The sequence below is a fragment of the Ethanoligenens sp. genome, from assembly GCF_047718355.1.
GTDB lineage: Bacteria > Bacillota > Clostridia > Oscillospirales > Ethanoligenentaceae > Ethanoligenens.
In genome coordinates this window covers 1-14,526 of the sequence record NZ_JBDNLG010000074.1, presented here as the reverse complement: position 1 = coordinate 14,526, position 14,526 = coordinate 1, and the positions used below count along the sequence as shown (strand labels likewise).

The following is a 14,526-nucleotide window of genomic DNA, read 5'->3' as shown; positions in this document are numbered from 1 at the left end:
TGGCCTAACCCAGCGTTGCTGCACCCAAATTTTCAACCATACGGCCAGTTTTCAAGAAATGAACGCCGGTTAAAACATTTTTCGGAACAAGATAGGGGCTGTTGCGAAACGGAAGTTGAGCAACAGCCCCTTTTACAATCCGTTATTTGCCGACACATGGACGCCATTTCCGTATGCGGTGTCAATTCTGCCGGTTACCTTGCTATTCGAGGATTTCAAGGGTAATTTTATCATTACTCAATTCCATGCATAGAATTGGCAGCTAAAATACCGATACCGCCGCCCTGTCCGTCTATAACCGCAATCCTCATTTTTTGGCCTCCTGTTTAAAATCCCAGGGATGCGTATGAAAATGTGCGTCAACCAAATTGACCTGCTTTAACAGCGCCACATTTTTCAAAAGTTTTTGGACCGGCATATCGGCAGCGATGGAATGGTCTTCGCCGAAAAGAATAGCCCGATCAGAAACTTGTGGAACCAAGTCAAGATTGTGCGTGGCAAAGATCAATGTTTTTCCGGCATCAGATAATTCCTGCAAAAGATTTAAAAGCCACGCCTGTGACCGGGGATCAAGGCTGTTGGTCGGTTCGTCCAATATCAAAACATCAGGATTCAGAATCAAAGTGCTGCCGATGGCGACTTTCTTTTTTTCACCGCCGCTCAGTTTAAAAGGCGTATGATCCAGCAGCTTGTCGATGCCCAGCAGTGCTGATAATTCTTCAATCCTCTGATTCACGGTTTCCGGCGGATAGCCAAGCTGAAGGGGGCCGAATGCCAATTCCTCATAGACGGTACTGCAAAAAAGCTGAACTTCCGAATCTTGAAAGATGAATCCAACGCGGCGATGATATTTTTTGGCAATGCTTCCGTTGAATTGTCTTGCATCTAATTTTTCACCGAATGCTGTAAACGTGCCTCGCTGTGGAAAAATCAAACCCGCCAGAATCTTAAGCAGGGTAGATTTTCCACAACCATTCGCACCTAAGATGCTGACTTTCTCGCCCTCGTTGATGGCAATGCTCAAATCTGACAGCACAGGCGTACTCTGTGGATAGGAATACGTGATCTTATCCAGACTAAAAATAGGTTTCAAAATATATATTCACCCGCAATCAAAAACGACAGGAGAAGTACATTGTTTACAACAAATAGGATATCTGTAACGTTCACCTTTAATTTTATCATACTTACCGGATTCCCTGTAAAACACCGGCATGTCATAGCGTCATAAATTGCTTCGCTCAAAAAATACGAACGGATAAACAAATACGCGATACTATGGCTCATAAACCGTCGATTGTCTGAAGTCCTAAGTGTGCCGACCGTGCGGAGCGAGCGTGCTTCCATCATGCTGTTCGCCATTCCGGATATCACAAAAATATAGCGATAAGCCATATTCAAGATCGAGATAAAGATGAGCGGTACATGCATGGAAGCAAGTGCCCCTGTGATTTTTGTCCACCTTGTGGTTTGCAAGAGCAAAAACCCGAACGAAAGTGAGATTCCGGAACGCAATGCCAATTTGACAGCCATTGCAATCCCATTTGCAGAGAAATACAGCCCTGTTTTAAGCCATGGAGACCCGGGGCTTAAAACATAAAAAAGCGGAGTACCCTTCACAAAAAGGCTGGAAGCACCGGGTATCGAAAAAATCAGAACGACCACAGGAATATAGGCCCACACCCTGCGAACATAATCTTTCATGCCAAGGCCCGAAAGCCTTGCGTAAAGGAGGGCAATCAGGACAAGGAAAAGAAGAATGAGGATATTGGACGAAATAGCGGAAAACACCATAAAAGCAAGCAGGGTGCAAAGTTTGACCCTTGGGTCAATGCTCTGCAAAAACATCGGTTTTCCAGCATAACGTTCGCTGAAAAATTCGTTTTCGAATACTTCGGAAAAATGGTGCAGCGTTTTTGATAAAAAGTGCGTTCCGGAGGATGTTGCGGTGGTATTTTTCTCGCTATTATGCTCTTTCAACCAAGAGGGGACTTGCAGTCTTTCGCCTGTATCAGCGTTCATATCTCTTGGGGGTTGTGTTTTTTGCATTGCTTTTCTGCGCTTTCATGATCAGCTTTGAGGTAAGTATAATCAGACCAGTTATCACCGCTATGCCGACGATTGCCGACAGGAGATAGCCGACAATTGACATGGATTGATTTTTGCCAAACGGCAAGCCGTAATCCGGAAGCATGGCATGCCATTTATCAGCCATTGCGGCGAGACCTTTTGGAATGTAACCCAGCTTATCCTTTAGTTCACTCGTGCCCCACTCGCCCCAAGCAGTACCGGATGCCAGCAAACCCAGAGGTGTAAGGATAATCAGCACAGCAAATGGAATCAGCACCGCCTTGTGCCGCTGAAAGAGCGGTACATTCGCTTCCGGTTCCCCCGCAAGGGGAGATTGATGATTGGAAAAAAGGTTTGGTGCGAACTTGATAATATACGCAAGCGCCGCCGTCGTTACGATTGCCTCCAAAGGCCCCGCAAATATACCGTGTGCCAGCAGCATGGAAGGAATGGAGACGGAAAGCGGATACGGGCAGAAAAGCGGTGTGCCGCTTGCGGTTTTAAAGAGCAAGGGTTGAATGCCAAGTTCCAATCCGGCACAGGTAGCGGCCAAATTTAGCCCGAGATAACTTCCAATGAATGCTCCCGCAAAATTTCTGCCGCTGCCAAGTTTGGACTTGCCCGCAATCAAGCGGTATATGAAATAGCCGGTAAACGGCATGACCACGGCCATATTCAAACAGTTGACGCCAAAGGATATAATGCCTCCGTCTCCGAATACAAGGGCTTGAATAAGCAAGGCTGTTGAAACCGATACAGTGGCTGCCCATGGTCCCAAAAGGATGGCAATAAAGACGGCGCCGACTGCATGTGCCGAACTTCCCCCTGCGACCGGAATATTGAACATCATCAGCACAAAAGCAAATGCGGCGCAAAGGGCAAGAGTGGGAATCCTTTTACTGCTCAGAGTTTTTTTAACCTTATTTAAGGCTACCGTCCACATGGGTATCATCCCGGCCAATACGGGAATGGTGGTTTGGGGCGCCAAATAACCGTCAGGAATATGCATCAACAAAGCCTCCATCAATAATATAGCCCATAAAGGGTACAGCAAAGTAGCCCTTCATGGGTTATATATACTATAGAAAAGCCAACACGGAAGCCTTCATGACTTCAATATGAACTAATAGTAGCATTACTTCATACAAACGTCAAGCAAACAGGCGGTTAGACAACAGTAGGCGAAATCATAAAATTTTGTCCATCCATAGTACCGCTGCCAAATTTGATGTTGGCTTATGGGTCAATCGGGTCTATTTTGAGCGAAGCATATCTATAAACAGAAAAGCCGCCAATAACATTGCACACAGATAGCCGGAAAGCCCTATCCATGACAGGCCGTTCCATTTGTTTCCTGTACCTGTATGCAGCACGATCGATGCCCCGATCACAAGGGAAGAGATCAAGAGCCCGAGGATACCACGGTTGACCATCCGGCTGATTCGGTTTATGGTCCGGTCACGGTCGGGGTCTTTGACCTTAACGGTGAATCCACCCGCCTGCATTTTATCCACCAGGCGGAACAGTTTTGAAGGGATTTGAGCGCCCAAAACGCCGGACTGGTACGTGTTTCGCAAGATGCTTGAAAGCTCGTGCCGGATATTATCACCGCGCAAGAACTGTTGGACACCATAATTGGCGGATATGGTCATCATATTGATGTTAGGGGAAATGATCGCCAACACGCTTTCGATGGTGCCCAGCCCTTTTACCAGCATCGCCACTTCTTTGGGAATCACAATACCGTTTTTCTGACAAATTTTAAAGACCGCTCTGGTCAGTTCGGCAATGTTCAATTCCTCAAAATCTACAGCGATGAATTTCTCATAAAAAAGCGCGATCTCACTGCGAAAACGCTCAATATCCACAGCACCTTTTTGAATGCCCAGCCGGAGGATGGCTTCGGTCATCATATCCACATCGTTTGCGGCGATGCCGCGCAGGAGGTTGTTCAGTCGTTTCAGCGTCCATCGATCCAGTGTGCCCATTAAGCCGAAATCAACATACACAATTTGATTGCCGGAAACCAGGATGTTGCCCGGATGCGGGTCTGCATGAAAAAACCCATCTTCAAAGATTTGTTTCATATAGTTGTTGGCTAATTTGGTGCCAATATCCTGCCGGTCATACCCTTCTGCGTCCAGAGCGGTGATGTTCCTAATTTTGATTCCGTCAATGTACTGCATGACCAATACATTCGGCGTCGTATAGGCATCATACACTTTTGGCACACCAAGGTATTTGACATCCCGATTGTTTTTGGAAAACCGTTTGATATTCTGTGCTTCGCTTAAAAAATCGAGTTCCAGTTGAATGTTCTTTTCCAGTTCATTCAATAGATCCTGCATATTCACAATATCAAAAAGCCATCCAATTTTGAAAAAACGGCACAAAAGGCGTAAAATCGCGATATCGTTTAAAATCGTTTCTCTGGCTTTTGGGCGCTGGATTTTAACGGCAACTCTCTCGCCGCCGGTTAAAACAGCGAGGTGAACTTCCGCGAGAGAAGCGCCCGCGACAGCATCTTTTTCAAATACAGAAAAGACCTTGTCCAAAGGCTGGTGCAGATTTTCTTTCAATACCGTTTGGATGGTCTCAAATTTTTCAGGATGTACGGTGTCCTGCAATTTTTGAAATTCTTTTTGATAGGCGGGGGGAACCAGATCCGGACGAGTCGATAAAATTTGCCCAATTTTAATGAAAGTGGAACCCAGTTCTTCAAAAGCCAGCCTGAGGTTTACGGGATCTTTGAGTTTTTTTGTTACGCTGTGTTTGATAAAAACCGCAATGATCTGCCGAATCCGATCACGTTTGCTTTCTCTTTTCATAACTGCCTTTTTAAATCCCGCGTCATTTGTTTTCCAGTTTTTCGATTCGCTCCTTCAACGTATCAATATCCTGCTTGGTAGCAAGGTTTAAATCCGACAGGGCGTTTTTCAAAGATTGAACATTGAACGTTCCATCTTCCGACCGGTATTTATCACTTTTCCGTTTGAGTTCTTCATTGAGTTCCTTGCCTTCGTTAACGGCAATTTCCCCTTTTTTTACAAGTTCATCCACAATGCCTTCTGCCTTTTCATAGGTGGAGGCGACGCTGCCTATGCCTGCGAGCAATAATTTCCGCAATGTGATTTCCATAGTAGGCTCTCCTTTTCATTGGGCATGTCCATCCATCGTTTGCACGAATCCGGACAGAACCGTCGTTGTCGTGAATGGAAATGATACTTACTGATTTAATCGTAATTTTTCTTCATTATATACTTTCCGGATGGAATCGGCAACCGTACGGAATGTTTTTTAAATGCGCGGTTTTCACAGATGTTTCCCGAGACATAGGCAACCGCTTAAGCCGCGGTGCCGGTGGTGCGCACACGTATCTCTTGGATGGCCCTCAAAACGAGCAGGAGAAGGGCGGTGTTGATTGGAAATAAAATAAGGTTTTGGATAATCCGGCCGGTCAGAAGCACCAGGAACGCATTGTGGTACATCACACTGAGCCAGACGGAATTTAACAGCAGATTGACCAACACGGTGCTGATTGCGGATACAAGTACGACCCGCTTCCATGTGACAGGTTTCTTATAGAGGAAGCACCCGTAAAGTACGCCGGTTAGCAAGGCACTGCAGGTAAAGCCCGGAAAAAAAGGTCCGTTCGGGCGGACGAAATAATCTAAAATATCGCTCGCCACGCCCATAACACCTCCGACAACCGGGCCAAACAGCATTCCGCCAGCCGCCAGCGGCAGAAAATCGAAACGAATCTGCAATGTGCTGGAAATCACAACAGTGAACGTGGATATGGCGACGCTTACAGCAAGCAGGATGCCGGCAACCGAAAGGGTGGAGATGCGATGAAGTTCTCTGGTCGACTGGGCGAACAAATGCAATACGTTTTTCATAAAAAATATCCTCTCTTTTTGGGTGTGATACCACATCAAGAGAAGACTCTTGCTTGTGGCAACGGAATGCGGGATCAGCACCGCAAATTCGCCATAGCACCTGCTAAAGCGGATTTTTTCGTCCAGTGGCAACTTCCCGTCCAACTGGCACTGCATACCGATCCTGTTTGAGGATGGTACAACGCGCTGATTCCTACTTTGCCTTACTTGTATTATGTTCTATTATAGCACATCCTGCAAGGGTAGGGGAGGCAAAATCGAAAATTTCATGCAAGATTGTCATGCCAATTTCTATTTGCATCATTACGGAGACGGCATTGTAATAAATTTCATGTTGGATTATAATGTTGACACATAAGTTGCAAGAAAAAAGATATTTACGTAAGCACTTGAAAATTTAGACACAATAATAAGATGTTTGAGGTTGGAGCGTATGAAAAGGGAGAGATATGTCTCCACACGAACGGAAGGCTGTTCGATGAAAGTGGAGTGTTCTGCACAAGATATCAAAGATAGTGAAAAGCAATATGAAGATGAGCTTCCGGCCAATTTGGATATCCGGCAAATGCGGGATATCGTATCATTGGTTGAGGGGCTTAATCGCAACATTCCCTTTCAACAGACGCTTGATTATGTTTTTAACGCTTTTCAAATGTATATTCCTTATACACATATCGGCGTAGCGCTTTTGGATGGTAAGATCGTACGGGCAACATTTGCTGCGTCCAGTCCGAAACATCGCAGTCTGGCGCAGAAATTGATGGGGTATGCCACAGATATACGCATCACTTCATTGAACAACGTCATCAAGACGGGAAATGCGCGTATGATCAATGATTTGGAAGTATACGCGGCAGGCAAGCCTTTGCGCCCCTATAATCGTATTTTACTGGAGGCGGGCATAAAATCATCCATAACATTTCCCTTGCTGCGGAATGGTACGGCAGTCGGCATCCTGTTTTTCTCCAGTGACCGCAAAAATGTGTATACCGGCGAGCATATAAGATTTTTAAAAATTTTGGCTGGTAACTTGTTGCTTGCGCTGGAACGCGGAATCCTGCTCGAAAATATGGTGCTTAGTTCCTCTCTCGCACTGGCTGCTCTTGCGGAAAAACGCGACACGGAGACAGGCGAGCACTTGACCCGTATCAAGCATTATTGCAGATTTTTGGCAGAGCTGTTGTATAAAAACAAAAAGTTCCAATCAATTTTGGATTTTAAATTCATTGGGGATCTGGAACGGTTTAGCCCATTACATGATATTGGCAAAGTAGCCATCCGCGATAACATCCTGCTAAAACCCGGCCCGCTTACCAAAGAGGAATATAAAATCATGCAGACGCATACGGTCTATGGCGCAAAAGTACTGAGAACGGCAGATGAAAATTTAAAGCATATGGGACGCAGCATTTACCAAATGGGCATTGAAATTGCGGAGGGACATCATGAAAAATGGGACGGGAGCGGTTACCCATTTGGCCTGGAGGGTGAAAAGATTCCGCTGTCTGCCCGTATTGTCGCGATTAGCGATGTGTTTGACGCACTGACGTCACCCCGCGTGTATAAACCCGCATTTACTTTTGAGGATGCATTTGTGATGATGTGCAAAGAAAGCCAAACGCATTTTGATCCGGTTATTTTTGATATATTTGAAAAAAATAAAGAAGCCGTCTATAAACTATACAATGAGTTGCGGGAAGACAAGCAACCGTAAAACTCAAGTTTATAGCGATTTCTTTTTAGGAGTGGGTACATGTTTTTATATCAGGCGGCAATCATATTGGCGGTTATTGTGTTGCTGGGATTGTTGATGTTTGTGATCCGGCTCAAAAATCGCGGGGTTCTCACTGCGGTAGTGCTGCTGCTTTCGGTCGCGGGAGCGGGAGCAATGCTGGGCGTGCAGAATTATTTTGGCGCGCATATTTATGTGCAGAATGTGGATACGTCGAAGTTGCGCCGAATCACTTTTTCATCCGATGTCAGAAAAAGCATGGATACGGTATTGACTGGTTATACCTGCACTAATGCAGAAGGGCTGCTCAATTATCATAAAAAATACACAGAGAAGTCCGGTGGCATTACTTCGACAGTCACAGTCAATATTATTGTTTATCCTTCCAAAGAGGAGGCTGACCGCTCTTTTTCTGTGAGTCAGAAATTTTATGATAACCCCAATTTTGCGCCCATAGATTCTACCCGTTCGTTTCGTACCGAGGGGTTTTCCCACCGATATCTCACCACGTTTATCAAAACGCAATACAGCCATGTGGCTGATTTGATTTACCTGCCTTCACGCATGTCCAGTTATTCATATGCTGTGGTGCAGGATGATAACATTATTGTGACGTTGAGCGAGCGTGCCCGCAGGCCGGTTTGCACGAAAAATGTGGTGTTGGATGACTTAATCCGGCGGTTGGGAACGTGATGCGTTACATGGCGAGCATCCCACCGGGGGTGGGTTTCAAGATGAGCACTTGTTGTTCCGAGCCAGTCTGGGTGTCGAAATAGTCAATGACTTGCTGGTTGTCTTTACTGATGGTGCGGAATTCATAACAGTATGCCTCGTTGGCGCCGCTTGTGGGGATAACGGCCAATGAAACTTTCTGAACCGTCAGCGCCGGGTTCAGTTTGGCCTGCACTTGTGCACGGGTGAGCGTGACAGGCGGCAGGTCACGGGTGTGGTGATTCATCAGATAGCCGGTGCTGTCAAAGGAAACGATTTCCCCTGTATCCAATGCCACACCGACTTTGATCAGATCAGGGTAGATGACCACATCACCTTGCTGATAAGCAAAATTGATGGTGCAGATGTTGTTATTGGTCAGATAGTACGTTTCTACAATGGAACCGATACCCCGTTCTTGCAAAAAGGCGCGTGCTTTTTCTAATGCACCGTTGGTGTCCAGTTTTGCTTGCGACGGCGCGCGGTTAGTCAGCATTCGCACCGTGTACCCGCCGGCCTTGCTGATGGAGATACTGGTGTTACCGGTGTTGAAGTTCCATGTGGGTAGGTTGCCGCCGGTCTCGCCGGCGGCTTTGAGATCAGACGCGTTCTTGCTTAAGAACTTTGCGGCAATGCCGCGCGCGTCTGCTTGGCTGACGGCAGGCTTCCCTTGTGTGAACAGCGGTTCTTTTTTCAAGACATTGTCTGAAAAGGGGCCGTCATAGATGAGTGACGGCAAACTGGCAAATGTGTTTTCAATATTGAGAAATCCGCCTTGCAAAGAGGTAGGGACGGCCTGGTTGGGGTTATTCTGCTTTGCCACCTTTTCTGCCTTAAACAGCGTAATACGTCCTGTTTGCAGGTCGCTTCCGAGATTGGAAAGCTGCGTGGACAGTTGGTCTGCGTAACCATGCAGAGTCGTGATGGTGCTGCGTTGCTCATCGGTGATAGGCTGATCGGTATTCAGCTGCCGGGTTAGGCTGTTGGCATAATCACCGGTTTGTGAAAGAAATTTTGTCGTATTACTCAAGTTCACGGTGGAAAGAGGCATTTGTGCGATATCGGTCTGGGCAGCGCCTGCGTTGCTCCAAATTTCTCCGCTCAATCCTGTGAGCTGTGCGCTGGTGCTTGCATATTGCGCTTTCTGCAAAGCAATATCGATATTGTCTACATGCTCCGAAAGCTCTGTAAGTGCGCGCTGATAGCTGTATTCGATACTCATACGGTACTTATACGCCATTACGTAACCGCTGATACCCACGATAACAGCAAGGCAAAAGGCCGAAATGGTGTAACTGAGCACACGGATAAGTGTGCGCCGGTGTGTAATTCCAAACATGAAAGTTCCTCCCGCTCCAAATTGCGGCCGCTTTATACGGCATTTACCATTTATGGTTTCCAAAATGGCCGGGAATATGAAAAAGTCGGTTCTTGTTTATTTGAATATCCGATTCCGCGTAGTTGCTACGTGAGCCGGATCGCATCGGGATTGACTTGCCTGCATAGAAGATGATAAAAAAGGAAGCGCTATGGAGTTGCCGTTATAATTTAAGTAACAAAAATGTGCGTACTTGTTTTTATGTTCCTATCTATTTATACTGAATATAAACACTGGCGCGCGCTCCGTAAGGGCGGTATGTGCAAAAAGTTCAAACGAGACGAAAGGAACAGACATGGCTTTTATTGATCTCGCACACGAACGGTATTCCGTGCGCAAATTCAGAAGCAACCCGGTTGAACACGAAAAGCTGGAACGGATTTTACGGGCAGGACAGCTTGCGCCAACCGCCTGCAATTATCAGCCGCAACGCATTATTGTGGTCGAAAATGAAGAGGCCCATAAAAAAATCAGGAAGTGCACGCCCTGTCATTTTAATGCGCCGGTCGTCTTGATTGTCTGCTATGATAACAACAGCAGTGCGAAGCGCCGATCCACATCATTCGATATTGGCGTCATTGATGCGAGCATTGTGGCTACGCAGATGATGCTTGAAGTGGCCGACATTGGCCTTGGGGTGACATGGGTGGAAGATTTTGAACCCGATGCTGTCATCCAAGAATTTGCGCTGCCGAAAAACATTATTCCGGTCGCTTTGCTGCCGCTCGGATATCCGGCGGACGATGCAAAGCCAAACGAACGCCTGCACAACAGTCGTAAACCGCTTGAAGAAACGGTTTTTTACAACCACTTGAATTGACGTATTATTGCCAAACAAGCAACCCCGCATGCGCACTGGATTTCCAGCGCACATGCGGGGTTGCGTTTGTGGTGCGAGTAAGTCTATAAGCCGAGTTCTGTATTAGACAATCATCTATCTTGGCCGCGCGTTGCCACGCAGCTCACGCCACCCCTCGGGAAGAACGCCGGGCAAGCGTATCTCTCCCCTGTGGGTGTTGCTCCGGATAGGGTTTGCAGGGTCGCGCAGTCTCCTGCGCGCCGGTGAGCTCTTACCTCGCCTTTCCACCCTTACCGAACCGAAGTCCGGCGGTATATCTCTGTTGCACTGTCCCTAGAGTCGCCTCCGGCGGGCGTTGCCCGCTATCCTGCCCTGCGGAGCTCGGACTTTCCTCAGATGCGGCCTTTCGGCACTGCACCCGCGACTGTCTGGCTTGCTCGCGCTTGTCATTATACGGGTTTTTGCGCCGCTTGTCAATTGAAATTGTGGCTGAAAACGTGGGAACTGCTTTTCAAAGGTTGATATTTGCCAGTTGGCACCGTATAATAGGGAACGTGCGGGCGCATTGCGTTTGCAGAAGTCCAAAAAGTGATGGTGATAATATGATGAATTCCAGGCTTGACGCCTTTTATCGCAGCCTGCGCGGCCAGCGCATCTGTATGCTCGGTGTTGGCCGCAGCAATACGCCGCTGATCAAAACGTTTCTTTCTAAAGGTGCGGAGGTTTGCGCTTGCGACAGGCGGACTCGTGAACAGTTGGGCAGTGTAGCCGAAGAGATCGAATCTGCGGGTGCCAGGCTGCAATTGGGTGAGGACTACTTGAAGAATCTCGATTTCGACGTCATTTTTCGCACACCGGGCATCCGGTATACCTTGCCGGAGCTGGAGACGGCTCGCGCCAACGGAGTGGCACTGACTTCCGAGATGGAAGTGTTCTTTGACGTTTGCCCCTGCAAAATAATTGCGGTGACCGGTTCAGATGGTAAAACGACGACCACCACGCTGATTTCTGAAATTCTTCAGCGTGAGGGACGGCGTGTTCATTTGGGCGGAAATATCGGGCGGCCGCTGCTGCCGGAAATTGAGAATATTCATGAGGACGATGTGGCAGTCGTGGAGCTTTCCAGCTTTCAGCTTATTTCCATGCGCCGCAGCCCGGATGTCGCAGTCATCACCAATATTTCTCCTAACCACCTGGACATGCACAAAGATATGGACGAATATGTTCATGCTAAAGAACATATTTTTTTACATCAGAACGGTTTCAGCCGCACAGTACTTAATCTTGACAATGCCATCACCGCACCGATGGTGAAAGAGGTGCGGGGACAGTGTTTGGGGTTCAGCCGCAGTAAACCTTTGCACTTTGGCTGCTATACGGATGACAGCGGAGTGGTATGGATGTGCTTTGGTGAAAAAAAGCAGCGTGTGCTGCACATAAACGATATCCTGATTCCGGGCAGCCACAATGTTGAGAATTATATGGCGGCAACGGCGGCGGTATGGGGAATGGCGAAGCCGGAGACAATCTTGAGCGTGGCACGCAGTTTTACCGGCGTGGAACACCGCATTGAACTGGTCAGGGAACTGGATGGTGTGCGCTATTACAATGACTCCATCGCCACTACCCCCACGCGCACCATGGCTGGTTTGCGTTCGTTTTCTCAAAAGGTTATCTTGATTGCCGGGGGATATGACAAACATATCCCGTTTGACGTGCTTGGCCCTGCAATCGTGCAGAACGTAAAATGCTTGATTTTGATGGGTGCCACAGCTGACAAAATTGAGGCTGTTGTTAAACGCACAGAGAGCGAAGCGGCTGCCGCCGCCTTGCCTATCGTGCGGGTATCCAGTTTAGACGGGGCTGTGCAGGCGGCGCACGCGCAAGCCGAAGCGGGCGATGTGATCTTGCTTTCCCCCGCCTGCGCCAGTTTTGATATGTTCAAAGATTTTGAGACCCGTGGCGACATGTTTAAAAACATGGTGAATGCCCTGTAAAACAATTGATGCACAGGGAAGGACAAGGTTTTGTTTTGGATAAACGCATATGAAATATGGTCGGTTCACAATAATGAAAGCTGTGCCTGTTTATGATTGCACGGATTGATGATGAACGGGCTGCCCGTCTGGCTCCGCTATTTACCCGCAGAGCGACCGAATCGGTGCGCATTGCCGCGCTTCTTGACGCATATGGAACCGGTCATGCCTTTTTTTCCACGTATCTGCAAAATGAAGGCCACGCTGTTTTGGCACAAATCGACGATACCTTTTTGCTGATGGATTGTGGGGCGGATTATCCGGAACTGGCATGTTTCATGCAATGGAATCCGTATTTTTTAAGGTTGATGGGCGCCTATAGACCCCTTGAAACCATCGCGGCGTTACTCCCGAACGGCACACTTCACCGGCATGTGCAGATGACTGCATATGCCGCTATGCCGTCCAAAACACCTGCGATTCAAATTGATCGGCACCCCGCATTGCGTGATATCTATGATGTGGAGGGGACGACTTCCACAGCCTTTGATGTGTGGTATGCGGATATTTCCCATCGTATTCGCCACGGCTGCGCTCGTGCATATCTGGTGCGTATGGATGGAGAACCCGTTGCCGCCTGCCTTATTAGTGCGGAAAGCCGCTGGGCCGGGTTGATTAGCAGCGTGGCGACAAAAGAGCAATGGCGCGGCAGGGGATTGGCTACTGCGTTGGTCAATGCGGCGTGTGCCGATTTGATTGGATGCGGTAAATTGGCTGTGCTGGAATGCGAATTTTCACTTTGCCAATTCTATTCCCAGCTTGGCTTTCTCCGTGACTTTGAAATCGGTACTTATGAACGGGCTGCCGCTGTAAAAGGCTAACCCGTTTGGAATGCCGCCGATTTGTTTGTATAAATAAATATAAATAAGAATGAAACAGACTGCTTGGTTGTTGTTGCAACCGATTCAAGTGCCACATGGTTGTATACTAACGATACAATCAAACGGAAAACGGCCATGAGGTGCTAATATGAAACGGAAAATTATTAAGATCGACGAGTCAAAATGTAACGGATGCGGCCTGTGCGCAACTGCATGTCAGGAAGGCGCCATCGAAATTATAGATGGCAAGGCAAAGTTGGTGAGGGAATCTTTTTGTGACGGTCTGGGTAACTGCCTGCCTGTTTGTCCAACAGATGCGATTCATTTTGAGGAACGGGAGGCACCCGCGTTTGATGCGGCGGCGGTGCAAGACGCAGTAAAACCTGTGGAGCAGGCAGCTGTCAAACAACCCGCAGGCGGATGCCCGGGAACACGTATGCGTACCATGATGCGCAAACCGTCAGTCTCTTCCTCCGAGCCATCTATCGGGGAGTCAACCAGCGAATTGCGGCAATGGCCCTGCCAGATCAAGCTGGTTTCCCCACATGCCCCATATTTTACTGATGCGCATCTGCTGATTGCTGCCGACTGCACAGCATACGCTTACGCAGGTTTCCATGAGCGGTTTATTCGAGGGAAGACGACCTTGATCGGTTGCCCGAAACTGGACACAGTTGATTACGCGGAAAAATTTAAAGAGATCCTGATGGCAAACACCATTAAAAGTGTTACCGTCGTCCGTATGGAGGTGCCCTGCTGCGCCGGTCTTGCGGATGCAGCGATACGTGCTTTGCAAGCCTGCGGTAAAATGATTCCCTGGAATGTAGTCACGATTACTGTAGACGGACAGATTGTAGAATCTTAACACATTTGAATGGGTATTGATTCTTTATGGTGGGTTGAATAGGAAATATATATATCCGGCTTGCGCTTTTAGGCGTGGGCCGCTTTTTTTATGCATTTTCGGTCAGCTGCAAGGGTAACAAGTTTTATCAACACGTAAGTTTTATGTAATTTTTTTGTTATTTTTAGAAATACACCTCACAAAAAACGACGAAATATGATAATATATACATATAG

13 protein-coding genes, 1 other RNA gene and 1 riboswitch are annotated in these 14,526 nt (G+C 47.6%); of the genes, 6 read left to right on the top strand and 8 right to left on the bottom strand.

The annotated features are described in order from the left end of the window. Nucleotides 1–307: 307 nt before the first annotated feature. The 6 genes from ABF463_RS10825 to ABF463_RS10800 form a co-directional block, all read right to left on the bottom strand. Nucleotides 308–1,093: an energy-coupling factor ABC transporter ATP-binding protein gene (locus ABF463_RS10825; protein ID WP_415533646.1), complete on the bottom strand. Its 786-nt coding sequence runs from the start codon at nucleotides 1,091–1,093 to the stop codon at nucleotides 308–310. Continuing rightward, a complete protein-coding gene (gene cbiQ, locus ABF463_RS10820) occupies nucleotides 1,090–2,022 on the bottom strand; it encodes a cobalt ECF transporter T component CbiQ (protein WP_415533645.1) in 933 nt (310 codons plus the stop codon). Before cbiQ ends, ABF463_RS10825 begins: the two co-directional genes overlap by 4 nt. Beyond that, nucleotides 2,012–3,079: a cobalt transporter CbiM gene (cbiM, locus tag ABF463_RS10815; protein ID WP_415533644.1), complete on the bottom strand. Its 1,068-nt coding sequence runs from the start codon at nucleotides 3,077–3,079 to the stop codon at nucleotides 2,012–2,014. The genes cbiQ and cbiM overlap by 11 nt, the downstream gene beginning before the upstream one ends. A gap of 244 nt (nucleotides 3,080–3,323) precedes the next feature. Next, nucleotides 3,324–4,898 (bottom strand): ABC1 kinase family protein, encoded by a 1,575-nt coding sequence (locus ABF463_RS10810; protein WP_415533643.1) that lies wholly within the window; start codon nucleotides 4,896–4,898, stop codon nucleotides 3,324–3,326. A 22-nt stretch (nucleotides 4,899–4,920) separates the two neighbouring features. Beyond that, complete coding sequence (locus tag ABF463_RS10805) at nucleotides 4,921–5,208, bottom strand: phasin family protein (RefSeq protein ID WP_415533642.1); 288 nt, start codon at nucleotides 5,206–5,208, stop codon at nucleotides 4,921–4,923. Nucleotides 5,209–5,414: 206 nt separating this feature from the next. Next, nucleotides 5,415–5,969, bottom strand: a complete 555-nt coding sequence (locus ABF463_RS10800) for a folate family ECF transporter S component (RefSeq protein ID WP_415533641.1) — start codon at nucleotides 5,967–5,969, stop codon at nucleotides 5,415–5,417. A gap of 57 nt (nucleotides 5,970–6,026) precedes the next feature. Continuing rightward, nucleotides 6,027–6,172: riboswitch (THF riboswitch) on the bottom strand. A gap of 275 nt (nucleotides 6,173–6,447) precedes the next feature. On the opposite strand from ABF463_RS10800, the gene ABF463_RS10795 reads away from it, so the two are divergent. Both ABF463_RS10795 and ABF463_RS10790 read left to right on the top strand, forming a co-directional pair. Continuing rightward, complete coding sequence (locus ABF463_RS10795) at nucleotides 6,448–7,683, top strand: HD domain-containing phosphohydrolase (protein WP_415533640.1); 1,236 nt, start codon at nucleotides 6,448–6,450, stop codon at nucleotides 7,681–7,683. A gap of 39 nt (nucleotides 7,684–7,722) precedes the next feature. Next, nucleotides 7,723–8,394 carry a hypothetical protein gene (locus ABF463_RS10790; protein ID WP_415533639.1) on the top strand — a complete coding sequence of 224 codons (672 nt, stop codon included), beginning with the start codon at nucleotides 7,723–7,725 and terminating at the stop codon, nucleotides 8,392–8,394. Nucleotides 8,395–8,398: 4 nt separating this feature from the next. Here the strand turns inward: ABF463_RS10790 and ypeB are convergent, their stop codons facing one another. Beyond that, a complete protein-coding gene (gene ypeB / locus ABF463_RS10785; protein ID WP_415533638.1) occupies nucleotides 8,399–9,751 on the bottom strand; it encodes a germination protein YpeB in 1,353 nt (450 codons plus the stop codon). 334 nt (nucleotides 9,752–10,085) lie between these two features. On the opposite strand from ypeB, the gene ABF463_RS10780 reads away from it, so the two are divergent. After that, the gene (locus tag ABF463_RS10780; RefSeq protein WP_415533637.1) at nucleotides 10,086–10,610 is read left to right on the top strand and encodes a nitroreductase family protein; all 525 of its coding nucleotides are present in this window, start codon (nucleotides 10,086–10,088) and stop codon (nucleotides 10,608–10,610) included. Nucleotides 10,611–10,680: 70 nt separating this feature from the next. Here ABF463_RS10780 and rnpB read toward each other — a convergent pair. Next, nucleotides 10,681–11,029, bottom strand: an RNA gene (gene rnpB / locus ABF463_RS10775) — RNase P RNA component class A. 162 nt (nucleotides 11,030–11,191) lie between these two features. Here rnpB and murD point away from each other — a divergent pair. From murD to ABF463_RS10760, 3 genes are all read left to right on the top strand, one after another. Then, nucleotides 11,192–12,586, top strand: coding sequence for a UDP-N-acetylmuramoyl-L-alanine--D-glutamate ligase (gene murD / locus ABF463_RS10770; protein ID WP_415533636.1), 1,395 nt, complete (start codon nucleotides 11,192–11,194; stop codon nucleotides 12,584–12,586). 92 nt (nucleotides 12,587–12,678) lie between these two features. After that, the gene (locus ABF463_RS10765) at nucleotides 12,679–13,446 is read left to right on the top strand and encodes a GNAT family N-acetyltransferase (protein ID WP_415533635.1); all 768 of its coding nucleotides are present in this window, start codon (nucleotides 12,679–12,681) and stop codon (nucleotides 13,444–13,446) included. Between the two features lie 148 nt (nucleotides 13,447–13,594). Continuing rightward, entirely contained in the window at nucleotides 13,595–14,311 is a 717-nt protein-coding gene (locus ABF463_RS10760) for an ATP-binding protein (RefSeq protein WP_415533634.1), read from the top strand. Nucleotides 14,312–14,526 lie beyond the last annotated feature (215 nt).